4 protein-coding genes are annotated in these 25,141 nt (G+C 75.6%); 1 reads left to right on the forward strand and 3 read right to left on the reverse strand.

The genetic code is table 11. From position 1 onward, the window contains the following. Window positions 1–10: 10 nt before the first annotated feature. The 3 genes from ABZ937_RS24120 to ABZ937_RS24130 form a co-directional block, all read right to left on the reverse strand. Complete coding sequence (locus ABZ937_RS24120) at window positions 11–18,565, reverse strand: non-ribosomal peptide synthase/polyketide synthase (protein ID WP_361695093.1); 18,555 nt, start codon at window positions 18,563–18,565, stop codon at window positions 11–13. 407 nt (window positions 18,566–18,972) lie between these two features. Further along, window positions 18,973–20,217, reverse strand: a complete 1,245-nt coding sequence (locus ABZ937_RS24125; protein WP_361695095.1) for a serine hydrolase domain-containing protein — start codon at window positions 20,215–20,217, stop codon at window positions 18,973–18,975. 102 nt (window positions 20,218–20,319) lie between these two features. Beyond that, window positions 20,320–21,528: a cytochrome P450 gene (locus ABZ937_RS24130; RefSeq protein WP_361695097.1), complete on the reverse strand. Its 1,209-nt coding sequence runs from the start codon at window positions 21,526–21,528 to the stop codon at window positions 20,320–20,322. A 1,362-nt stretch (window positions 21,529–22,890) separates the two neighbouring features. Here ABZ937_RS24130 and ABZ937_RS24135 point away from each other — a divergent pair. Continuing rightward, window positions 22,891–25,026 carry a GAF domain-containing SpoIIE family protein phosphatase gene (locus ABZ937_RS24135; RefSeq protein WP_361695099.1) on the forward strand — a complete coding sequence of 712 codons (2,136 nt, stop codon included), beginning with the start codon at window positions 22,891–22,893 and terminating at the stop codon, window positions 25,024–25,026. Window positions 25,027–25,141: the final 115 nt, after the last annotated feature.

A 25,141-nucleotide genomic window follows, 5' to 3' on the forward strand; every position in this document is an offset into this window, starting at 1 on the left:
CGTCGGATCCTCACCGTTCGTGGTCGTGGCCGCCGTACGCGGCGTCTTCGAGTTCGCTCAGCACCTGTTCCTCGACGAGTTCCGCGAGCGCGGCGACGGTCCGGGAGACGAGGACGTCGCGGGGGGTGAGCGTGACGCCGAACGCGTCGCCGGCGCGGGAGGCGATGAGCAGGGCGCGCAGGGAGTCGCCGCCGAGCAGGAAGTAGTCGTCCTCGGCGCCCACGGCCGTCTGGAGGTTCTCTTCCCAGATGGCCGCCAGCGCCTCCTCGGTGGGCGTGCGGGGTGCCACGTACTGGGGCCGTTCCCGCTCCTCGGCGGGTTCCGGTGCGGGCAGGGCGGCCCGGTCGGTCTTGCCGTTCTCGGTGAGCGGGAAGCGGTCCAGCACCACGAACGCCGTCGGCACCATGGCGACCGGCAGCGAGCGGGCGGCCAGCGCCCGCAGTCCGTCGGCGGTGGGCGGTTCGGCGCCGGGGGCCGTGAGCAGGTGGGCGACCAGGCGCGGCAGGCCCGGTTCGTCCTCGCGTACGGTCACCACGGCGTCCAGCACCCCAGGGTGGCGGACCAGGGTCGTCTCGACCTCGCCCGCCTCGATGCGGTGGCCGTGCAGCTTCAGCTGGTGGTCGGTGCGGCCCAGGTAGTGCAGCTCGCCGCCGCTGTCGCGGCGCACCAGGTCGCCGGTGCGGTACATGCGGGTGCCGGGCGGCCCGAACGGGTCGGCGCGGAACCGGGACGCGGTCAGTCCGGGCCGGCCGAGGTAGCCGCGGGCCAGCGCCGGTCCGCTCAGCCACAGTTCGCCGGTGGCGCCGTCGGGGACCGGCCGCAGCCGGGCGTCGAGGACGTGGGCGCCGGTGGCGGGCAGCGGGCGCCCGATGGGCGGTGCGGTGCCGTCCGCCTCCAGGGGCGCGGACCAGGTGGCGACGACAGTGGCCTCGGTGGGGCCGTAGGAGTTGACCATGCGGTGGTGCGGGGCCCAGCGGGCGACGAGTTCGGCCCCGCACACGTCGGCGCCGACGATCAGCGTCTTCAGGTCCGGCAGCGTGCCGGGCGTGTCGGCGGGCAGGGTGGCGAGCGCGGCCGGCGGCAGCAGGGTGTGCGTGATGCGCTCGGCCCGCAGCGTGTCGGCCAGTTCGGCGCCGAGCAGCGGGCCCGGGCGGGGTACGACGAGCCGGGCGCCGTGCGGCAGGGACATGCACAGCTCCAGCACGGAGGCGTCGAAGCTGGGCGTGGCGAACGCCAGCACCCGGTCGCCCGCGGCCACTTGGTAGTGGGCGGCCTCGGCGGCGGAGAACGCGGCGAGCCCGCGGTGGGTGACGACGACGCCCTTGGGGGTGCCGGTGGAGCCGGAGGTGTAGATGACGTACGCCGGGTCGTCCAGGTCGAGCGGGCGGGTCCGGTCGGCGTCGGTGGGCCGGTGTCCGGGGACGTCGTCCGGCGGGGCGGCGAGCAGGCCGGCGATCTCCTTGGCGTCGAGGGTGAGGGCGGGGGCCGCGTCGCGCAGCATCAGCGCGATCCGCTCCTCGGGGTGGGCGGGGTCGACGGGCAGGAACGCGGCGCCGGTCTTCGCCACCGCGAGCTGGGCCAGCACCATGTCCGCCGAGCGGGGCAGCAGCAGCGCGACGAGGTCGCCGGGTCCGGCGCCCCGGGCGATGAGCCGGTGCGCGAGCCGGTTGGCCCGGTCCTCCACCTCCGCGAAGCCGGTCGTCGTTCCGGCCGCGTCGAGCGCGGGGGCGTCCGGCCACCGGTCCACGGCGGCTTCGACGAGGGCGGGCAGGGGGGCGGCGGGCACCGGGCCGAGCGGGGGCCGGGCCGGGCCGCGCAGCAGCCGGTCCCGTTGCGCGGGCGGCAGTACGTCGATGTCGTCGAGACGGGCGGTGCCGTCCGAGGCGGCCAGGGTGTGCAGGGTGTGCAGCAGCCGGTCGGCCAGGGATTCGGCGGTGGCCCGGTCGAAGTACCGCGGGTCGTGGCCGAGTTCGACGGCGAGCCGGTCGCCGGGCGAGACGACGACGGTGAGCGGGTAGTTGGTGGCCTCCCGCGCGTCCAGGTCCCGCAGGGCGAGGCCGTGCGCGCCCGCGGTGGCGTCGCCGACCGGGTAGTTCTCGAAGACCACCAGACTGCCGAAAAGCGGTGTACCCGCCGGGAGTTGGCTGAACGAGTGCAGCGCGTTGAGGGGCATGTGGTCGTGCCGGCGGTCCTCTGCCCGGGCCTCCTGCACCGCGCGCAGCCAGGTGTCGCAGCGGGCCGCGCCGTCGACGTCTATCCGGGCGGGCAGCGTGGTGATGAACAGGCCGGTGATGGTGTCGGCGCCGGGCAGGTCGGCGGGCCGCCCGGAGACGGTGGTGCCGAAGCACACCTCCCGCTCCCCGCTCCACCGCGCCAGCAGCAGCGCCCAGGCGCCCTGCACCAGGGTGTTGAGGGTGAGCCGGTGCCGGCGGGCGAACTCCTGGAGCCGCCGTGTCTCGTCGGCGCCGAGCCGCCGCGACAGCCAGGTGCCGGAGCGGGCCGTGGCGTCAGGGGCGGGCCGTCGGTCGTACGGCAGCGGGGTCGGGCTGCTCAGGCCGGCCAGGACGGCGCGCCAGTGCTCCTCCGCCCGGCCGGTGTCGCGGGCGGCCAGCCAGGCGGCGTAGTCCGCGAACGGCCTGCGCTCGGGCAGCCGGGGCCGCTCGCCTCGGGCCAGGGCGGCGTGCGCGGCCATGACGTCGGACAGGACGTGGAAGACGCTCCAGCCGTCCAGCAGGACGTGATGGAACGTCCACACCACACGGACCGCGTCCGGGCCGAGCCGGACCAGGGCGAGCCGCAGCAGCGGGGCCCGGTCCAGGGCGAGGCCCCGGGCCCGCTCGTCGGCGAGCAGCCGCTCCAGCTCCGCGTCGCGCCGGTCCGCCGGGATCCCGCTCCAGTCGTGTTCGGTGACCGGCAGGGTCACGTCCCGGTGGACGACCTGGAGCGGCACGGGTACGCCGTGCAGGGCGACGGACGTACGCAGTACGGGCGTGCGGTCCACGACGTGCCGCCAGGCGGCGGCCAGGGTCCGCGGATCACGGGCGCCGTCCGCCACGAAGGTGATCTGCTCGACGTACAGGCCGTGTGCGGCCTCGTCCAGGCCGTGCATCACCATGCCCGTCTGGGTGGGCGTGAGCGGATACACGTCCGTGACGTCCCCTCCGCCGCCGACGAGCCGGTCGACGGCCGTCTGGTCCAGCGGCGCGAGCGGGAAGTCGGAGGGGGTACGGCCGCCGGCGCCGGGTTCCGCGCAGTGCCGGACGATCGCGCGGAGTTCGTCGGCCAGCTCGGCCGCCAGCCGGGCGACGGTCTCCCGCCGGTGCACCTCACGGGAGTACGACCAGGTGAACTCCAGCCGGTTGTCGATGACCCGGCCGAGCACGTCGAGGAGGTGCGGGCGCTCCGCCGAGCGGTCCATGCCGCCGGTGAGGCCGCCGAGGGGCGCGTGCAGCAGTCCGCCCGGGGCGGGTGTCGCGTCCGGCCGGCCCAGGTAGTTGAAGCAGACCGGCGGCAGGGCGGGCAGTTCGGAGCCGGCCGTGGGGTGCAGGTGGCGCAGCGCGCCGTAGCCGAGTCCGCCGTGCGGTACGGCCCGCAGGTTCTCCTTGACGGCCTTCAGCGCCGTGCTTGTATCCGCGTCCCGGGGCACGTCCAGGACGACCGGGTACAGGGTGGTGAACCAGCCGACGGTCCGGGCGAGGTCGGCGTCCTCGAACAGCTCCTCGCGGCCGTGGCCCTCCAGGGTCACCGCCACCCGGTCCCGGCCGGTCCAGCGGGCCAGGACCCGCCCCAGGGCGCACAGCAGGACGTCGTTGACCCGGGTGCGGTAGGCGTCCGGCACGTCCTGGAGGAGCCGGCGGGTCTCCTCGGCGTCGAGTCCGACGGTCAGGGTCTCCTCGACGGCGACGGTGTTCGCGCCGCCGGTGTGGTCGGCCGGCAGGTCGGTGCCGGCGTCCAGGCTCCGCCAGTGAGCGAGTTCGCCGTCGAAGCCGCCCGCCGCGGTGTGCGCGGCGAGCCGCCGGGCCCAGGCCCGGAACGAGGTGCTCTTGGGGGCGAGGGCGGGTCGCTCGCCGTGCCGCAGGGCGCGGTAGGCGGTGTCCAGGTCCTCCAGGACGAGCCGCCAGGACACGGCGTCCACGACCAGGTGGTGGGCGGCCAGCAGCAGCACCGGCCGCCCGCCGTCGGCCGGCCGGCACAGCGCGGCCCGCAGCAGCGGTCCGGCGGCCAGGTCGAAGCCCGCGGCGAGGGCGTCGGCCACCTCGCCGGGCGCCGCCTGCGCATGCACCTCCAGGTGCGGGGTGCCGTCGGGCGCGGTGCCGTACTGCCGCCAGCGCCCGTCACCGGCCTGCTCGAAGCGCAGCCGCAGCGCGTCGTGGTGCTCCAGTACGGCTGCCAGGGCGGCCCGCAGCAGCGACTCGTCGGGCTCCGCCGCCAGCTCGAAGGAGACCGTCTGGCTGAAGTGCGCGGGATCACCGGCGAGGGTGTCGAGGAGCCAGTGCTGTACGGGGGTGAGCGGGGCGTCGCCGGTCACCGGGCCCTGCTCGGCGGTCACGGCGGCCACCGGCAACCGCTCGGCGGCGCAGGCCAGTTCGGCGAGGGTCTGGTGCGTGAACAGGTGCCGGGGGGTCAGGGCGAGCCCGGCCCGGCGGGCCGCCGAGACGATCTGGATGCCGAGGATGGAGTCGCCGCCGAGCGTGAAGTAGTTGTCATCGATACCGACTTCGGGCACACCGAGCACCTCGGACCAGATGGCCGCGAGGACCTGCTCGGCCTCGGTACGCGGCGGCCGGCCAGCCTCCCCCACGGCGGGCACGGCCCACTCCGGTGCGGGCAGCGCCCGTCGGTCGAGCTTGCCGGTGGCCCCGAGCGGCAGCCGCTCCAACGGCACGATCAGGGCGGGGACGAGATGGTCGGGGAGACTGCGGCCCAGGAAGTCACGCAGCTCGGCGGGGTCGGGAAGGCCGCCCGGGCGGGGCACCACATCACCGGCGGAGTCCCGCGCGTGGGGCACCACGTACCCGATCAGGCGGCGGTGGCCGGAGTGGTCGACCACTCGGGCCGCCGCCGCGGCGACGGACGGGTGGCGGGCCAGTGCGGCTTCCACCTCGCCCAGTTCGATGCGGAAGCCGCGTACCTTCACCTGGTCGTCGCCGCGCCCGAGGTAGACGAGGTCGCCGTCGGCGGTCCAGCGGACGAGGTCGCCGGTGCGGTACATGCGGCTGCCGGGCGGGCCGAACGGGTCGGGCAGGAAGCGGCTCGCGGTGAGGCCGGGCCGGCGCAGATAGCCGCGGGCCACGCCGGTTCCGGCGAGGAACAGCTCGCCGGGCGCGCCGACGGGCACCGGGCGCATGCGCTCGTCCAGGACGTAGGCGCGGGCGCCGCCGAGCGGCCGGCCGATCGGAGGGTCGCGGTCGGGGTCGGCCGGGTCGCAGGTGAACGCGGTGGCGTAGACGGTGGCCTCGGTGGGGCCGTAGATGTTCCGCACCGCGCATCCGGGGACGGCCGCGCGGACCCGGCGTACCGTCCGGGCGGGCAGCCCCTCTCCCGCGAGGACGACGGTGTCCGCGGTGATCCGCACGGCGTCCTCGGCTAGCAGCCGGTCCAGGGCCGAGGGCACCGCGCTGAGCAGTCCGGCCCGCCAGGGCCCGGGGCGCTCGGCGAGGGCCAACAGGTCCCGGACGACCTCCACGCAGCCGCCGGCCAGCAGCGGCGAGAAGATCTCGAAGACCGACACGTCGAAGTTGAGCGAGGTGGAGGCCACCACGTGGGCCAGTCCGCGGCCGGTGAACTCGGCCGCCGCCCAGTCGGTCAGGGCCAGTACGGAGGCGTGGCTGACGACCACGCCCTTGGGGCGGCCGGTCGAGCCGGAGGTGTGGATGACATAGGCCGGGTGGCCGGGCAGCAGGGTGCCGTGCCGCTCGTCGTCGCCGACGGGGGTGTCCGGGACGCCGGCACTCGGGTCGTCGTCCAGGACGATACGGGTGAAGGGGCCCTCGGGCAGCCGTCCCGCGGTCTCCGCGGTCGTGATCACGGCGTCGGGCCGTACGTCCTCGAAGAGGAACGCGACGCGTTCGGCCGGGTACTGGGGGTCGACCGGCAGATAGCCGGCGCCGCTCTTGAGCACCGCGAGGAGCGCCACGATCAGGTCGGCGGTGCGGGGCAGGCAGAGGGCGACGAACCGCTCGGGTCCGGCGCCGGCGGCGATGAGCAGCCGGGCCAGCCTGCTGGAGCGGGCGTCGAGTTCGCGGTAGGTGAGGCACTGGTCGCCGTGGCGGACGGCCGGGGCGTCCGGGGTGCGCTCGGCCTGCCGCCGGAACGTCTCGGGCAGGGTGTCGCGCGGCACTTCCGTCACCCGCCCGCCGAACCGGTCCACCAGGGCACGCCCCTCGGCCGGGTCCAGCAGGGGCAGGTCGGCCAGGCGGCGGTCCGGGTCGGTGGCCATGCCGGTCAGGAGGGTGCGCAGGCTCTCGCCGAGCGCCCCCACCGTGGTGGGGTCGAAGACGGCCGGGTCGTAGTCCAGGTTCACGGCCAGGTCGTCCCCGGGCGCGACGACCACGCTGAGCGGGTAGTTCGTCGGCTCGACGTCCCGTTCCTGCTCCATGGCCAGGCCGTGCCGGGCCGGCGCGTCCTCGTCGAACGGGTAGTTCTCGAAGACCACGAGGGAGTCGAACAGGCCGGTGCCGCCGGGCACCTCGCTCCACGACTGCACCTGCGCCAGCGAGACGAAGTCGTGGCGCCGCGCCTCCGACTGGGCGGCCTGCAGCTCGCGCAGCCAGTCCAGCAGCGGGCGGCGCCCGTCGACGCGGGCCCGGGTGGGCAGGGTGTTGATGAACAGGCCGACCATCGAGGTGACGCCCGGCAGTTCGGCGGGCCGGCCGGAGACGGTCGTACCGAACACCACGTCGTCGCCGCCGCCGTAGCGGGACAGCAGCAGCGCCCACGCGCCCTGCAGGACGGTGTTCAGGGTCAGTCCCGCCCGCTGGGCGGTCTCCCGGAGCCGTGCCGAGACCTCGGGGCCGAGGGTGGTCCGCACCGAGCCCGAGGAGGAGGCGCGGTGGGCCTCGGCGGGCCGCCGGTCGCGGGGCAGTTCGGTGGGGGCCTGGAAGCCGGCGAGGATGGCGCGCCAGAACCGCTCGGCCCCGTCGGTGTCCCGCCCGGCCAGCCAGCGCAGGTAGTCGGCGAAGGGCCGGCGCTCGGGCACCTGCGGGCGGCGCCCGGAGGTGAGGGCGGCGTACCGCTCGCACACCTCGTCGAAGAGCTGGGCCGCGCTCCAGCCGTCGAGCAGGACGTGATGGAAGGTCCACAGCAGGCGGACCCGGTCCGGGCCCAGCCGGATCAGCGTCAGCCGCGTCAGGGGCGCCGCGCCCAGGTCGATGCCCGCCTCCCGGTCCTCGGCGAGCAGCCGGTCCAGGTCGTGCCCGGGGCCGCCGGACCAGTCGTGGTGGATGACCGGCACGGTGGCCCGGTGCTGCACGACCTGGAGCGGTTCCGGGGTCTCCTGCCACACCAGGCGGGTGCGGAGCACCGGGTTGGCGTCGGCGGTCCGCTGCCAGGCCTCGGCGAGGGCGTGCGGGTCGGTGACGCCGGACAGCACCAGCTGCACCTGGTTGACGTAGGTGCGGCCGTCGGGGTCGAGCAGGCTGTGGAAGAGCATGCCCGCCTGCATCGGGGTCAGCGGGTAGATGTCCGCGACGTCCCGGCCGTCCCCGGCGATCCGGTCCACGGCGGCCTGGTCCAGCCGGGCCAGCGGGAAGTCCGACGGGGTACGTCCGCCCGCGTCGGGGCGCGCGCAGTGCGCGACGATGTCGCCCAGGGCCCGCAGCATGCCCTCGGCGAGCGCGGTGACGGTCTCCTCGTGGTGCCGTCCGGCACTGTAGTGCCAGGTGATCTCCAGCTGTTCGTCCTCGACCCGGGCGACGACGTCCAGCAGGTGCGGCCGTTCGCCGCCGGGCGCCTCCGCGCCGCCGAGACCGCCGGGCACCGTCCCGATCAGGGCGCCGCCGTCGGCGGACCAGTCGAAGCGGCCCAGGTAGTTGAAGCTGATGCCGGGCGCGGGCGCGCCGGTGAGCCGTGGGTCGCGGGCGAGGTGGCGCAGGACGCCGTAGCCGAGTCCCCGGTCGGGTACGGCCCTCAGCTGCTCCTTCACCGACTTCAGGGCGGTGCCCCAGTCCCCTGAGGGGACGGTCAGGGCGACCGGGAAGAGCGAGGTGAACCAGCCGACCGTGCGGGACAGGTCGACGTCCTCGAACAGCTGGTCCTCGCGGCCGTGCCCCTCCAGGCCGACGGCCACGGTGTCGCGTCCGGTCCAGTCGGCGAGGACCCGGCCCAGCGCGGTGAGCAGGACGTCGTCGACGCGGGTGCGGTAGACGCCGGGGACGCGGCGCAGGAGGCCGGCGGTGCGCTCGGGGTCCAGCCGGACGGTCACCTCGCGGACGTCGGCCATGGTGTTGCCGCCGGTGCCGTCCACGGGCAGCGGGTCGGCGCAGTGCCGGGCGGTCCGCTCCCAGTGGGTGAGCTGTGCGGTGAAGCCGGCGTGGTCGCGCAGCCGGCGGGCCCACTCCCGTACGGAGGTGGTGCGGGCGGGCAGCCGTACGGGCTGTCCGGTGGCGGCCTGCCGGTAGGCGGTCTCCAGGTCCTCCAGCAGGATGCGCCAGGAGACGCCGTCGACCACCAGGTGGTGGGCGACGAGCAGCAGCCGGGCGGGCCGGGTGCCGTCGGCGGTGAACAGGCGGGCGGCGAGCAGCGGGCCCGCTTCCAGCCGGAGTCCGGTGTGGGTCGCGGTGGTGACGCGTTCCTCGTCCGCCGGGTCGTGGACCTGGAGCAGCTCCGGGGCCGGGCTGTCGGCGGCGGCGACGTCCTGGGACCACACGCCGTGGAGGGCGAACCGGGCGCGCAGGGCGTCGTGGTGCCGCCACAGCGCGGTGAGGGCGTGGCGCAGGGCGTCCTGGTCGACGGCTCCGGCCGTCTCGATGACGACGGACTGGTTGAAGAACGCGGGGTCCGCCGGGCGCGGGTCCAGGAACCAGCGCTGGATCGGCATCAGGTCCGCCGCTCCGGCGACCGGTTCGGTGCCGGCGACGGCGGGCGCGGCACCGGCGGTGGCGGCGGCCAGTTCGGCCACCGTGGGATGCCGGAAGAGATCGCGGGGGGTGAGTGCGAGTCCCGCGGCGCGGGCCCGGGAGACCACCTGGATGCTGAGGATCGAATCGCCGCCCAGCTCGAAGAAGTTGTCGTCCACGCCGAGCCGTGGGACGCCGAGCAGTTCGGCCCAGATCCCGGCGAGGAGCCGTTCGGTGTCGGTGCGCGGGGCCCGGTGGGCCCGCTCGCCGCCCGCCGACCAGTCGGGGGCGGGCAGCCGCCGCCGGTCGACCTTGCCGTTGGCGGTCAGGGGCAGCTCCGGCACGGTGACGAACGCGGCGGGCAGCATGTAGTCGGGCAGTCCGGTCGCCAGGTGGGCGCGCAGTGCGGCGGCGGCCGGCATCGCCGCGCCGTCGGCCGGTACCAGGTGGGCGGCGAGCCGCTTGCGTCCGGCGTCCTCGTACAGGGAGACGACGGCCTCGGCGATGCCGGGGTGGGCGGTGAGGCGGGCCTCGATCTCGGCGGGTTCGACGCGGAAGCCGCGGATCTTGATCTGGTCGTCCGCGCGGCCGACGAAGTGCAGCTCGCCGTCGGCGCTCCAGCGCACGATGTCGCCGGTGCGGTACATGCGGGCGCCGGGCGGGCCGAAGGGGTCGGCGAGGTAGCGGGCGGCGGTCGCCCCGGGCCGGCCCGCGTAGCCCCGGGCCAGCCCCGCGCCCGCGATGTACAACTCGCCCGGAACGCCCGGCGGCTGGAGCTGGAGGGCGGCGTCGAGGACGTACGCGCGCGTGTTGTCCAGCGGGCGTCCGATGGGCAGCACGGCGGGCAGCGGGTCGCCGGAGCGGAAGACGCGGCGGGTGGCGAAGGTGGTGGTCTCGGTGGGGCCGTAGCCGTCCACGACGGTCAGGCCGGGGCAGGCGTCCAGCACCCGGCGTACGACCGCGCCCGGCACGGCCTCGCCGCCCGTCCACACCTCGCGGGCGCCGCGCAGGCAGCCGGGGTCCTCCTGCGCCAGCAGGCGGAAGAGCCCGGCGGTCAGCCACAGGCAGCTCACCCGCCGCTCGGTGACGGCGTGCCGGACCTGGGCGGCGTCCAGGTCGGTCGGCGGGGCGAGGACGGCGGTGCCGCCGCGCAGCAGGGGCACCCACACCTCGTAGGTGGCGGCGTCGAAGGCGTGCGGCGAGTGCACGAGGACCCGGTCGTGCCCGGCGAAGGCCCGGTCCCGGGCGAGGGCGGCCACGTCCCGCTGGCGCACCGCGACCCCCTTGGGGGTGCCGGTGGAGCCCGAGGTGAACATCAGGTACTGGACGTTGTCGGGATGGACGGCGCGGTGGGGCGCGGGAGCGTCCGCCGCGGAGGTGTCGTCGACGCGCAGGACGCCGTCGCCGGGCAGCACCTGCCGGGCCGTCTCCTCCCGTCCGGCGTCGGTGAGCAGCAGGTCGGCTCCGGCCTCGGTCAGCATCCGGCGCAGCCGCTCGGCCGGTGCCCTGCCGTCCAGCGGCACGTACACGCCGCCGGTGCGGACGAGGGCCAGCTGGGCGACGACCAGCTCCACGGAACGGTCCATCAGCACCCCGACCGGCCGTTCGGGCCGTACCCCGTGACCGGCCAGGCGGGACGCCAACCGCGCGGCTCTCGCGTCGAGTTCGCGGTAGGTGACGCGCTCGTCCCCCGCCTCCACGGCCACGGCGCCCGGGGTACGGTCCACCTGCGCGGCGAACAGGTCGGCGACGGTGGTGTCGGGCAGGCCGGTGGCGGTGTCGTTCCAGGCGTACAGCACCTGCTCGCGGCGGTCGGGGGCGAGCAACGGGAGCCGGGCGGGCGGGCGTAGCGAACCGGTGGCCATGCCGGTGAGCAGGACGGTCAGGTACTCGGCCAGCCGCTCGACGGTGCCGGCGTCGAACAGCTCGGGGTCGTAGCCGAGGCGCAGGGCCAGCTCCGCACCCGGGTAGGCGGTGAGGCTGAGCGGGTAGTTGGTGGTCTCGATGCCCTCCAGGCCGCTCAGGCGCAGCCCGTGGGCGGCGGCGAGGTCGTCGTCCACCGGGTAGTTCTCGAAGACGACGATGCTGTCGAACAGGCCCACCCGCTCGGGGAGTCCGGTGAACGTCTTCATGCGGGTGAGCGGCAGATGGTCGAAGCGCCGGTCCTCGCTCTGGTCGTGCTGGAGCGCGCGCAGCCAGTCCAGCAGGGTGCCGTGGGCGGGGACGGCGACCCGGGCGGGCAGGGTGGTGATGAACAGGCCGGTCATGGCCTCGGCGCCGGGCAGCTCGGGCGGCCGTCCGGACACGGTGGTGCCGAACACCACCTCGTCCCGGCCCGCCTGCCGGGCAAGGAGCACGGCCCAGGCGCCCTGCACCAGGGTGTTCAGGGTCAGGCCGGAGGTCCGCGCCAGCTCCTCCAGCGTCCGGGTGCCGGCCGCGGGCAGCGTGACCCGGGCGGCGTGCGTGGACTCGGCACGGTGGGCCTCGCGCGGCTCACGGTCGTACGGCAGCGGGGTGGCCTCGGTCAGGCCGGACAGGCGGCGCCGCCAGTGCCGTTCGGCCGCGGCGCCGTCGCGCCGGCGCAGCCAGGCCACGTAGTCGCGGTGCGGCGGCCGGTCCGGGAGCACGTCGGGGCCGGTGCCGGCGTGGAGGGCGAAGACGTCCGAGAGCACCTGGAACAGGCTCCAGCCGTCCAGGAGCAGATGGTGGAAGGACCACACGACGCGCACGGCGGTGTCGCCGACGCGGGCGAGGAGGAGGCGCTGGAGCGGGGCCCGGCCGAGGTCGATGCCGTCCGCGCGGTCGCGGGCCAGCACGTCGTCCAGCCGGGCGCGGCGCTCCTCCTCCGTGAGGTCGCGCCAGTCCAGGTGGGTGACCGGCAGGGCCGCGTGGCGCTGCACCACCAGCAGCGCCTCGGGTACGTCCCGCCAGACGACCCGGCCGCGCAGCACCTCGGTGCGGTCGGTCACGTGCTGCCAGGCGGCGGCGAGGGCCTCGGGGTCGGGCACGCCGTCGAGGACGAACGTCAGCTGCTGGAAGTAGACACCGCGGTCGTCCTGGGACAGGCCGTGGAAGAGCATGCCCGCCTGGGTGGGCGTGAGCGGCAGGACGTCCGCCACCGCAGCCGGGTCCGCGCCGGCGATCCGGTCCACGGTGGCCTGGTCGAGCCGGGCCAGCGGGAAGTCGGAGGGGGTGCGCCCGGCGGCGCCGGGCCGGACGGCGTGCCGGGCCAGGTCGGCGAGCGCGTCGGCGAACCGCCGGGCCAGACCGGCGACCGTGTCCTCGCGGTGCAGCCGGTCCGAGTAGAACCAGCTGAACTCCAGGCTCTCGCCCACGAGGTGGCCGACGACCTCCAGCGCGTGCGGGCGCCCGGCCGCCGGGTCGGCGTCCAGCTCCAGCGGCCGTACGATGCCCCGGTAGAGGCCGTCGGGGTCCTCGGGGAGCGCCGTCCGGCCCAGGTAGTTGAAGCTGACCTGCGCGTCCGGGGTGTGCGGTGCCGCCCCGGGTCCGGCGAGGTGACGCAGCGCGTCATGGCCGAGGCCGTGCCGGGGTACGGCGCGCAGCTGCTCCTTGACCCGCTTCAGTACGGTGTCCCAGCCGGCGTCCTCGGGGACGGCGAGCGCGACGGGGTAACGGGTGGTGAACCAGCCGGCCGTGCGGCTGATGTCCAGCTCGGGGAAGAGTTCCTCACGGCCGTGCCCCTCGACGTCGACCAGCACCCGGTCCCGTCCGCTCCAGGCGCACAGCGCCCGGCCGAGGGCGCTGAGCAGGACGTCGTTGGCCTGGGTGCGGTAGGTCTCGGGCAGGGTGCGCAGCAGGGCCGAGGTCTCTTCGGGGCTCAGGCGTACGGTGACCGCGCGCTGCGAGGCGTAGGTGTTGGTGCCTCCGGCCAGGTCGACGGGGAGGGCGGGTTCGGGGCCGGGGACCGCCTCGGCCCAGTACTCCCGCTCGTCGTCGAAGCCGCCGTCCGCCGCGTGGGCGTTCAGCCGGCGCGCCCACTCCCGCAGCGGCGAGGACTTCGCGGGCAGCGCCGCCGCGCCGTCGGCACCGGTCCGGCGGGCCCGGTAGGCGCGGTCCAGGTCCTCCAGCAGCACCCGCCAGGTGACGCCGTCGACCACCAGGTGGTGGACGGCGAGGTGCAGGACGCGCGGCCGGCCGGAGCCGCGGTCGTGCAGTACGGCCCGCAGCAGCGGTCCCCGGGCGAGGTCGAAGGGGCCGAAGTGGGGGGTGTCGGTGTCCGGTCCGGTGTGACGGTCCAGACGGATGCGGGGCACGCGGTCGCCGATGACCCAGCCGACGCCGTGGGCCGTGTCGTCGGTGACGAAGCGGGAGCGCAGGGCGTCGTGGTGGGCGGCCAGGTCGTTGAGCGCGTCCTCCAGGGCCGCCGGATCCAGGTCGTCGGGCAGTTGCACGGACAGGGCCTGGGAGAAGTGGCCGGCGCGCTCGGCGCCGGTGCCGAACAGCCAGTGCTGGATGGGTGTCAGCGGGGCCGGGCCGGTGGCCGCCTCCGGTGCGGGGGCGGCCTCGCGCGGGCCCGCGGCGGCGTCCGCGCAGCGGGCGAGGGCGGCGACCGTCTGGTGCCGGTAGACGTCCCGGGAGGTCAGCGGCAGCCCCTCCTGCCGGGCGCGGGCCACCACCTGGATGCTCAGGATCGAGTCGCCGCCGAGTTCGAAGAAGTTGTCGTCGACGCCGATCCGTTCGACGCGCAGCACCTCGGCCCAGATCGCGGCGAGCGCGCGCTCGGTGGGCGTGCGGGGCGCGACGTGCCGTACCGCGCGCGCGGCGGGGCCCGGGTCGGGGAGCCGGCCGCGGTCGACCTTGCCGTTCGGGCTGAGCGGCAGGCCGTCCAGCACGACGACGGCCGACGGCACCATGGAGGCGGGCAGCGTACGGCCCAGTTCCCGGCGTACCGCCTCGGGTTCCACCCGCTCCCCGGGGGCCGGGACGACGTGACCGACCAGGCGCCGGTGGCCGTCGCCGTCGGTGACGGTGGTGGCCGCGGCCTCGGCCACGCCCGCGCAGCCGCGCAACGCCTCCTCCACCTCGCCCAGTTCGATACGGAAGCCGCGCACCTTGACCTGCTGGTCGATCCGGCCCACGTACTCCAGCTGGCCGTCGGGGCGCCGGCGCACCAGATCTCCGGTGCGGTACATGCGCTCCCCCGGCGCGCCGAACGGATCGGCGACGAACCGGGTGGCGGTCAGTCCGGCACGGTTCAGGTAGCCGCGGGCCAGCCCGCCGCCGCCCAGGTACAACTCACCGGTGATGCCCAGGGGTTGGGGCCGCAGGGAGCGGTCGAGGACGTAGGCCCGGGTGTGGGCCACCGGGCCGCCGATGGGCGGGGCCTGCTCCGGCAGCCGGTCGCCGGCGAACCAGGCGGTGGCGTACACGGTGGCCTCGGTGGGGCCGTAGATGTTGGCGACCCGGGACCCGGGCATCGCGGCGCGCAGGTCGTGCACCGTCGGCGCGGGCAGGGCCTCGCCGGCCAGGACGACGGTGTCCGCGGTCACGGGTGCCGTACCGCCCGCGATCAGCCGGGAGACGACGGACGGCACACCGCTGAGCAGCCCGGCCCGCCGGCGGCCGGTGTCGTCGGCGAGCGCGGGCAGGTCGGTGACGACCTCGACGGTGCCGCCGGCCAGCAGGGGACAGAGCAGTTCGAACACCGACACGTCGAAGTTGAGGGAGGTGGAGGCGATCACATGGGCCAGCCCCGTGTCCCCGAACCGCTCCCGCGCCCACGCGGCCAGCGCGGCGACACTCCGGTGGGTGACCACGACACCCTTGGGGCGACCGGTGGAGCCGGAGGTGTAGATGACGTAGGCGGGATGGTCCGGCAGCAACGGCCCGGGCCGGCCGACGCCGGCCGGCTCCGTGTCCTGCGCGGCGGGTTCGCCGTCGGGGACGACCGGCTCGGCGTAGTCCTCCAGGAGTAGCGGGGTGCAGTCCGTGGGCAGGGCGGACGCGGTCTCGTGGGTGGCGAGGACGAGGGTGGGCCGGGCGTCGGTGAGCATGAGGCGGACGCGTTCGGCCGGGTAGGCGGGGTCGACGGGGAGGTAGCCCGCGCCCGAGGTGAGCACCGCCCACAGCACGGGTACGAGGTCGGCGGAGCGCGGCAGGCACAGCGCGACCAGGGTCTCCGGGCCCGCGCCACGGGCGACGAGCAGCCGGGCCAGCCGGTCGGCGCGCCGCGCGACCTCGGCGTAGTCCAGCCGGACCGGGCCGCAGATCACGGCGGTACGGTCGGGGGTCCGGGCCGCCTGGGCGCGGAACAGCTCGGGCAGCGTGGCGTGCCCGGTGTCCCGGGCCCGGCGGGCGGGCGGGTTCCAGGTGTCCACCAGCGTGCGCTGCTCCTCGGCCGAGAGCATGGGCAGCTCGGCCAGCGTGCGGCCCGGGCCGTCCGCCATGCCCTCCAGCAGGCGGTGCAGATGAGCGGTCAGCCGGGCCACGGTCGCCGCCTCGAACAGGTCCGTGTTGAACTCGGCGGTCAGCGCGCAGCCGCCGTCCGCGTCCGGGGTGAACTCCAGGACGAGGTCGAAGCGGGCCGCCGGCCGGGGCAGCGGATGCTCCGTGAGGCGCAGCCCGCCGGAGCGCGGCGGCACGGGAAGCGCGGACTGCTGTACGACGAGCACCTGCACCAGCGGGGTGCGGCTGGGGTCGCGGGGCGGGGCCAGCTCCTCCACCACCCGGTCGAACGGCACCGCGTCGTGGGCGAAGGCGTCGAGGACCGTCGCCCGCACGCTCTCCACGAACCGGTCCACGGTCGCCCGCTCGTCCACCTCGCCGCGCAGCACCACCGTGTTGGCGAAGAAGCCCGGCACGTCCTCCAGGTCCCGCCGGCCGCGCCCGTTGGTGACGGTTCCGAACGCGACGTCCCGCTGCCCCGAGTAGCGGGAGAACAGCAGCGCGGAGGCGCCCGCGAACAGGGTGAACAGCGTGGTGCCGCGGCCCGCGGCCAGCTGCCGCAGCCGGCCCACCAACTCCGCCGGCAGCGTGTGCCGGTGGGCCGCTCCGGCGGTGGTGCGCACGGCGGGACGGGGCCGGTCCGTGGGCAGTTCCAGCTGCTGGATGCCCGCCAGGTGCCGCTTCCAGTAGACGAGGTCGGCGGCATCCTCGTCGGTGGCCCGCTGCCGCCGCTCCCACACCGCGAAGTCCGGGTACTGGACGGCGGGTCGCGGGAGGCCGTCGGACTCGCCGGTGGTCTCCGCGTGGTAGAGGGCGGCGAGTTCGCGGGTCAGGATGCCCACCGACCAGCCGTCGGTGACGATGTGGTGCTGGGCCAGCAGCAGCAGGTGGTCCTCGGCGGAGAGCCGGACGAGCAGGGCCCGGGTGAGCGGGCCGGCCGCCAGGTCGTAGGGGCGGCTCAGCTCCGCGGTCAGCGTCTCCTCGGCGGCCTCGGCCCGGCGCGCGTCGGGTACGCCGGTGAGATCGGCCGTCCGCAGGGGCAGCTCCGGTTCCGGCGCGACCCGCTGCGCACCCTGCCCGTCGGCCGTGGTGAACGTGGTGCGCAGGGAGGCGTGGCGGGCCGCGAGGCGGCGCAGGGACCGGCGCAGCGCGTCCTCGTCCAGGGCGCCGCGCAGCCGCAGGGTGACCCCGGTGTTGTACTCGGTGCCGCCCTCGGTGAGGTCGTCGAGGTACCAGAGCCGCCGCTGCGCGCTGGACAGCGGCAGCGTGCCCTCGCGCGGGGCCGGCGGTATCGGGTCCGCCGGCGCGGCGGCCGACGGGTCGGCGAGCAGGGGGGCGAGGGCGGCGATCGTACGCGCGGTGAAGACGTCCCGTACGGTCAGCCGTACGCCCAGCTCGTCCCGGATCCGGGCCAGGGCGCGGGCGGCGAGGATCGATTCGCCGCCCAGGTCGAAGAAGTCGTCCGTCACGCCGACCGCGTCGACGCCGAGGACGTCCGCCCAGATCGCGGCGAGGGTCCGCTCCGCCGCCGAACGCGGCGCCACCCGGCCCTCGGTGACCGCGCGCTCGGGGGCGGGCAGCGCCCGTCGGTCGATCTTGTTCTGGGGGGTGAGCGGCATCCGGTCCAGGACCACGACCGCGGACGGCACCATGTGGGCGGGCAGCTCGGCGGCGACGGCGGCGCGCAGGGCGGCCGGGTCCAGGGGGCGGCTCCCGGTGGCGGAGCCGGCCGGGTCGGCGGAGGTCGGCCGTCCGGCCGGGGTGACGTACCCGACGAGCCGCTGGTGCCCCGGTTCGTCCTCGCGGACCACGACCACGGCCTCACCGACGGTGCTGGCCCGGCGCAGGGCCGCCTCGATCTCGCCCGGTTCGATCCGGAAGCCGCGCAGCTTCACCTGCCGGTCCAGCCGGCCCAGGAACTCCAGCTCCCCGTCGGCGGTCCAGCGCGCCCGGTCCCCGGTGCGGTACAGGCGGGCGCCGGGCGGACCGAAGGGGTCGGCGACGAAGCGGGCGGCGGTCAGGCCCGGACGGCCCAGGTAGCCGCGGGCCACCGCGTCGCCGCCCACGAACAACTCGCCGTCCGCGCCTGGCGCTACGGGGCGCATCGCGGCGTCGAGGACGTACACCCGGGTGTGCGGCAGGGCGCCGCCGATCGTCGGGGTGCCCTGGCCGGCGGTGAGCGGCCCGGTCCAGGTGGCGACGATGGTGGCCTCGGTCGGGCCGTAGGAGTTGATCATGCGACGGCCGGGTGCCCAGCGGTCGACGAGCCCGGCCGGGCAGGCCTCGGCGCCCACGATCAGCGTGCGCAGGCGGCGCGCGGTGCCCCGCGCGGGGTCGGGCAGGGTGGCCAGCGCGGCGGGCGGGACGAGCGCGTGGGTGACGCGGTGCTCGTCCAGGACCGCGGCGAGTTCGTCACCCAGCCAGGGGCCGTGCGGCGGTACGACGAGGGTGGCGCCGCACAGGACGGAGATGAACAGCTCCAGGACCGAGGCGTCGAAGCTGGGCGAGGAGAACTGGAGCACCCGGTCGCCGGGGCCGACCGCGTACCGCTCGGCGGCGGCCGAGGTGAAGCCGCCGATGCCCCGGTGGGTGACCGTCACGCCCTTGGGGGTGCCGGTGGAACCGGAGGTGTAGATGACGTAGGCGGCGTGGTCGGCTTCGGCCACGGCCGTGTGCCCCGCGCCGTCCCCGGTCTCCAGCAGCTCGGCCACCCGGCGCGGATCGTCCAGGGTGACGGCGGGCGCGGCGTCGGCCAGCATCAGCGCGCGGCGCTCGGCGGGGTAGGCGGGGTCCACGGGCAGGAAGGCGGCGCCCGCCCGGGCGACGGCCAGCTCGGCCGCGATCAGCTCCATGGAGCGCGGCAGGACCAGGGCGACCACCCGGTCGGGCCCGGCTCCCCGCCGTACCAGGTGCGCGGCCAACCGGTCGGCGCGGGCGGCCAGTTCGCGGTACGTCCAGGTCCGCCGGCCGTCGGTGAGGGCCGGTGCGTCCGGGGTGCGGGCCACCCAGGCGGTGAACAGCTCGCCGAGCGTCGGATACGCCGGAACCGCGGCGCCCTGCGGCACGGAGGACGCCGGTGCGGGCTTGTCGTGCAGGTCCGTCATGGGTGAAGTCCTTTGGAGAGCGGAACGTTGCGGGCACGCTCGGACGCGAGCCGCACCGCGGCGGCGGGGCGCCGGTTCGATGGCACGCCGGGTGTGCGCGACGGGGCGGCGGAGCTCGGGTGCGGGGGCCCGGGCAGGGATTCGGTACGGCGGGTCGGACGGTGATCCGGCGCCGGGACGGGCCGGGGCCGGGCGGCGGCGTCGACCGGCCGGTGTCGGAGCCACCACGAAGGGCACCCGACACCCGGCCTGCCGACTGAACCACCGGCACCGGCACCGGCCTCGCCGGACTGCCGGGAACGGCGCCCGACGCTCAGCCGTCGTCCGTACGGCGTCCCGTGCGCCCGGAGATCTGCACCCGGTCGACCCGCCCTGTGGCCGGATCGCGGTGGAACCGGCCCCCGGGCTCAAGGCGTCCGGTGGCCGGATCGCGCAGATCGCACGACAGGTCGGCGTAGCAGACCAGCGGGATGGGCTGGTCGCCGTCCACGGACAGGGCCGGGCGCGACGGCATAGGTCGTGGTGCCGTTGCGATAGGTGCCCATGCAGTCGTCGGGCAGGGCGACGGGCCCGCCCCGGTCCACGGCGTGTGCGCCGGCGGGCACATGTATGCCGGTCAGCCGGGCCAGTTCCGCGGTGAGGTCGCGCCAGAGCGCGGTGGCGCCGCCGGCGTTGCCGGTGAAGGCGACCACCACCCCGCTCTCGGCGTCGGCCCGCAGATGGCAGGACGTGCCCTGGGCGTTGCCGTCGTGGCCGCACCAGACACGGTCGTCCCGCTGGTACAGCGCGAGCCCGGGCCCCCAGCCGTCGGCCAGCGCGCCGGGGCGGGCGGCGGTCTCGGGGCGGCGCATCTCCTTCGCGACGGCGGGCGGCAGCAGGTCCGCGCGGCCGATCAGCGCGTTGCCGAACGCGGCCAGGTCCTGGGCGCCGGCCAGCAGCGCACCGGCCGGCGCCTCCAGCGGTGCCAGGTTCTGCCGGGCCGGACGGGATTTTCCGGTCGCGGTGTTGACGGCGTGTCCGGAGGCCACGGGTCGGGCGGGCGCGGTGTCGCCGACGAACGCCGGTACGACGCCGAGGGGTTCGAGGAGCAGCGCCCGGACCGCCTCGGCCCACGGCAGGCCGGTGACGGTCTCCACCAGCCGGCCGGCCGCGACGTAGCCGGCGTTGGAGTAGGAGAAGTCGGTGCCCGGCGTGAACAGCGCGTCGCGCGCGGTGCAGACGGCCGCGAGGTAGCGGGCGGCGGTGGTCGTGGCGGCGGTGTCCGAATCGGGGCCGGTGGGCAGCCCGCCGGTGTGACTGAGCAGATGGCGGATCGTCACTTCGGGTAACGCGGCCAGCTCCGGCAGGTGTTCGGCGGCCGGCTCGTCCAGGTCCACGTCACCGTCGTCGGCCAGGAGCATGACGAGCGCGGCGGTGTAGGGCTTCGTGAGCGATCCGAGGGGTACCGCCGTGTCGGCGCTGACGGGGCTGCCGGTCGTGACGTCGGCCGTACCGGTGTGTACGGCGATGACCTCCGTGCCGGTGTCCAGGGCCAGTTGGGCGCCGGGCACCCGGTGGGTCCGGGCGAGGGCGTCGAGCCGGTCCTGCAGTTCCCGGCGTAACAGGGACGGCGTCCGGGAGGCGGGCGGAGCGGCGGGGATGATGTACGGCATGAGAAGGGGACTCCCGTTGGGTGGGTCTCATGTGCGGGTGTGCCGGTCGGGCCCTGAACGAGCGGTGTGAGGGCCGGCCGGGAGCGCTGCGCGCGCTCGGGGCTACGGTCTGCCGACCTCGACGGGCAGATGTCGTACGCCGATGAGGACGGCCGGGTTCTGGTAGGCGACGTCCTCGTAGGAGGGGATCGCCAGGATGCGGAATCGTTCATGCAACGTGCGCAGGGCGATACGCGCCTCCAGCCGGGCCAGCGGTGCGCCGAAACAGAAGTGGATGCCGTGCCCGAAGGTGAGATGGGGATTCGGGTTCCGGGTCACGTCGAAGACATCGGGTGTGTCGAAGCGGGCGGGATCCCGGTTGGCGGCTCCCAGGTGCACCATCAGCAGGGTGTCGGCCGGAATGTCATGACCGCCGAGGACCACGGGCCGGGTCACTCGGCGGCCCAGCTCCGGGAAGGGCGGCAGCCAGCGCAGCACCTCCTCCACGGCGGCCGGGATCCGGTCGGGGTCGGCGCGCAGCGCGGCGTCCGTGCCGGGGTGCCGGTCGAAGGTGACGACGGCGTTGCCCAGCAGCGCGGTCGTGGTGATGTGCCCGGCGACCAGCAGCAGCGCCACGAAGCCGACCATCTCCTGGTCCGCGAGGCGGACGCCGTCCACCTCGGCGGCGATGAGTCTGCTGGTGAGATCGTCGCCGGGGGCGGCACGGCGAGCGCGGATGTGGTCCAGCATGTAGCCGTTCATCTCGCGCACCGTGGGGGCGATGGCTTCCAGTGCCCGTTCCAGGTCGGCCATGTCGGGCGCCTCGCCGAGCTGGTCGCCGCCGAACAGGACGCTCGCCCACTCCTGGAAGAGCCGGTGCTCCTCGGCCGGGATGCCGAGCAGTTCGGCGATCACGATGATCGGCAGCGGATAGGCCAGCGCGTCGACCAGGTCGAACCGGTCGCGGTCGGCGACGTCGTCCAGCAGCCGGGCGCAGATCGCCTCGATGCGGGGTCCGAGTCCCTGCACGACGCGCGGGGTGAACGCCTGGCTCACCAGGGTGCGCAGTTTGCGGTGCTCCGGCGGGTCCATGCCGACGAAGTTGCCCTGGGTGAAGGTCTCGAAGTCGGACTGGGTGGGAGCCAGGGAGGAGAGGTCCGAGGAGTACGTCGCCGGGTCGGCGAGCACGGTCGCGACGGTCGCGTGGTCCAGCACCTGCCAGACGCCCTGCGTCTCGTCGTACCGCACCGGCCCGGCCTTGTGTAAGCCGCGCCAGCGGTCGGGTAACTCCTCCAGGAGAAGCCGTTCGCCCGTGGGTCGGTTGCTGATCACCTTGTCTCCTTGCTAGCGCGTACGGCAGGAGGAGTCACGCACGCGGGGGATGTCGGAACCGGCCGCGGCCGGGGAGGTTCCCGGGCACGGCTGTGCCACCACTGCCGGGCGGGAGGGCCGCGGCCACGTGATCCGCGAGGCTCCCTCGTACGGCTTCCTCGGGCGCGGCGGGCCGGTCAGCCGTCGTCGGTCCGGTGTCGGAGCGCGTCGAACGCCCTCACCGCAGAGGTGCCGTCAACACATGCGGTGCAGGGCGCGGCGGCTGCGCGGCCGGCCACGGCCCCGCAGCGAGCCCGGTCGTGCGGCACGCCAACCCGACATAACCCATCCCCTCGGCGACACCTCCCGCGCGGCGCGCGCACGGGACCCCTCCGGCTCGTGGACGGACAGCGGGACCCGCGGCCCCGGCTGTCGGAAACGCGGTGTGAGAATACGCAGTCGCAGCGCATGCCGCCCCATGTTTGGCATGACACGCATCCCCCGCCACCTTCGTTTCGATGGAACTCGGCCACAGTCTTCACGGTGAGTCACGCACAAGCAACCCCCTGAAGTTGAACGGAGAGTACTCTGCCGGTGCTTTTACGTCACCGATCGGCCACTTCGCCAGCCCCCTCGCGCGCATCAGGTTGCGGCTAGATCGTCGCCCCCGCGTGTGCCCCGGCACCTCGTCCGCAAACCGCGTGCACGGGAAGAGAGTGCCGCCGGACCGCTGACCGGCGGGCCTTCCGTCCCCCTGCCGTCCCGGGCCGGTGCTCCGCCGCACTGTCCGGCACAGTGGCCGGACCTGCCCCTGATCTGGGGTGATGATTCGGCCAGCGGACGCTCCCGGCCCACCGCCCGCAACGGCGGCGGGACACGCCGTGGACGGCTCCGGCCCACCACCCGCACGCCCCGGCCGACACGCGCACCCGCGCCCCGGGACTCCACCCGCTCCACGGGCCGAGGAGCCACGGCTCCCGGCCGAAGGCACAGAATCAGCCATCCAGGCGCGACAGGGGCGCACACGAGGAACCCGTACACCACCCGTGCTTCCCCCTCACCGCCGGGCACCGGGCGGCAGCCGGCCACGGCCTGCCTGACCAGGCAATACGGCACCGAGGGAGGGCGGGTGCGGCGGGCATGCGACGTCACCGGCGCCGCACCCATGGCACCGGCCCGGCCGGACATGACCGACCCGCCGCGGCCCACCGCGCCGGCCCGGCCGCGGCGACACGCCGACGGGCACGTGACGGTCCCCCAGCGGGACACCACCACGCGGAAGTGCGAAGGGATCCCCGGGATCGTTCGCCGTGCGCGGGGCGCCGCCCCGAGGGAGTCTTGTGCCCGAGGCGCGACGCGCGGCCGTGCGAGGAGGTGGTCGGCGTGTCCGACGGGCCGGGAGCGGCACCGGCGGCCGGCGGGGTACCGGCCGTCGAGCCGGTGCTGTCGCTTGCGCTGGTCTCGCTGATGCACGAGGTGAACGCGCACTCCGGCGCGGTGTACCTGCTCAGGCCCGACGAGCCGGTCCTGGAGATGGCGGTGCACGCGGGCATGCCCCGGGCGTTCGCGGCGCCCTGGGAGCGGGTCGGGCTGAGCGCGCCGATCCCGGTCGCGGACGCGGCGCGCGAGAGACGGCTGGTGTGGGTGGGCGGGGAGGAGCAGATGGCCCGCTGCTATCCGCGGATCGCGGTGGTGCTGCCGTACCCGTTCGCGCTGGCCGCGGTGCCCGTGGCGAGCGAGCGGCGGCTCTTCGGCGCGGTGTTCGTCACCTGGCCCGGTACGCATGCGCCGGAACTGTCGGACCGGGAGCGCGACCAGCTGTGGGCGGCCGGCGAGCGGCTGGCGCTGCGGCTGGAGCGGGCCGCGGAGGAGGGCCGGTCACTCGACCGGGAGGCCGACGTGCTGGCGACGCAGGTGTCGGGCGCGGCGGAGACGCTGGGCTCGGTGGAGGCGGTGCGGATGGTGTCCCGGCTGCCGTACGGACTGGTCTCGATGGATCTGCACGGGCGGATCGCCTTCGCGAACGCGGCAGCCGCCGAGTTGGTCGGCATACCGGCCGGGGAGCTGCTGGGCACGCTGCCCTGGGTGTCGGTGCCGTGGCTGAACGACCCGATGTACGAGGACCGCTACCGGGGGGCGCTGCTCAGCCAGCAGGTGGTGTCGTTCGTGGCGCTGCGCCCGCCCGGCGAGTGGCTGTCGTTCCGGTTGTATCCGAGCACGACCGGGCTGAGTGTGCGCATCACCCGGGCCCGGGCGGTGGCCGACATGGCGCGCGGGACGCCGCAGGCGGGTCGGAGCCCGTCCCGCCTGGTGACGATCTCCCAGGTGCTGAGCCTGGCGAGCGCGCTGACGGAGGCGGTGGGGGTGCAGGACGTGGTGCAGCTGGTCTGGGACGAGGTGGCGCCGGCCGTCGACAGCCAGGCGCTGGTGATCCTCGGCTCACAGGGCGGGCGGCTGCATGTGCTGGGGCACCGCGGCTATCCGGACCCGCACGTCGTGGAGCGGTTCGACGGGCTGCCGCTGTCCGAACGCACCCCGGGCACGCAGGCCCTGAACAGCGGGGTGCCGGCGTTCTTCGACTCGCGGGGGGAGCTGGAGCGGCTGTACCCGCGCCGGCACGAGGCCTCGGACGGCTTCGCGGCCTGGGCGTACCTGCCGCTGATCGCGTCCGGCCGGCCGGTCGGCACCTGTGTGCTGGCCTACGCCGAGCCGCATCCTTTCCCGGCGGACGAGCGGGCGGTGCTGACCTCGCTCGGCGGGCTGATCGCGCAGGCCCTGGAGCGGGCCCTGCTCTATGACGCCAAGCACCGCCTGGCGCACGGCCTGCAGCAGGCGCTGCTGCCGCACTCACTGGCCCCGGTGCCCGGCATCGAGGCTGCGGCCCGCTATCTGCCGGCCACGCACGGCATGGAGATCGGCGGCGACTTCTACGACCTGGTGCCGACCCGGCCGCTGGCGGCGGCGGTGATCGGGGACGTCCAGGGGCACAACGTGACCGCGGCGGGCCTGATGGGGCAGATCCGTACCGGGGTCCGCGCGTACACCACGGTGGGGCAGGCGCCGCACGAGGTGATGGGCAGCGCCAACCGGCTGATGATCGATCTCGGTGCCGACCTGTTCGCCAGCTGTCTGTATCTGCGGCTGGACCCGGTGAACGGGCAGGCCGTCATGGCGCGGGCGGGTCATCCGCCGCCGCTGCTGCGCCGGCCGGACGGGCGGGTGCGGGTGCTGGACCTGGCCGGGGGTCCGCTCCTCGGGATCGACGCCTCGGCCGTGTATCCGACGACCGAGGTGTCCCTGGCCCCGGGTTCGGTGCTCGTCCTCTACACCGACGGTCTGGTGGAGTCCCCCGGCGTCGACATCGAGGACGCGCTGGTCGACCTCGGTGAGCTGCTCGCGGAGGTGGGCGACCAGCCGCTGGAGAGCCTGGCGGACGCGGTGGTCCGGCACAGTGCGGCGGCCGGGGAGCGGGTGGACGACGTGGCGGTGCTGCTGCTGCGGGCGTGCGACGACGGCTGACCTTCGCGCCGAAGTCCGGCCCTCCCGCCGGAGGGCCGGACCACTCCCCGCCGACCGGACCGAGGGGGAAGGCCGTCGGGGAGCACGGGGGCCGGTCCGCTGGGCGGGTTCCGGC

Origin of the sequence: Streptomyces sp. NPDC046727 (genome assembly GCF_040645635.1) — a bacterium.
GTDB lineage: Bacteria > Actinomycetota > Actinomycetes > Streptomycetales > Streptomycetaceae > Streptomyces.

Bases quoted from the DNA above. Each gene is read 5' to 3' on its own strand.
- ABZ937_RS24120 (WP_361695093.1), bottom strand. From the start codon at position 18,565: ATGACGGACCTGCACGACAAGCCCGCACCGGCGTCCTCCGTGCCGCAG.
- ABZ937_RS24125 (WP_361695095.1), bottom strand. From the start codon at position 20,217: ATGCCGTACATCATCCCCGCCGCTCCGCCCGCCTCCCGGACGCCGTCC.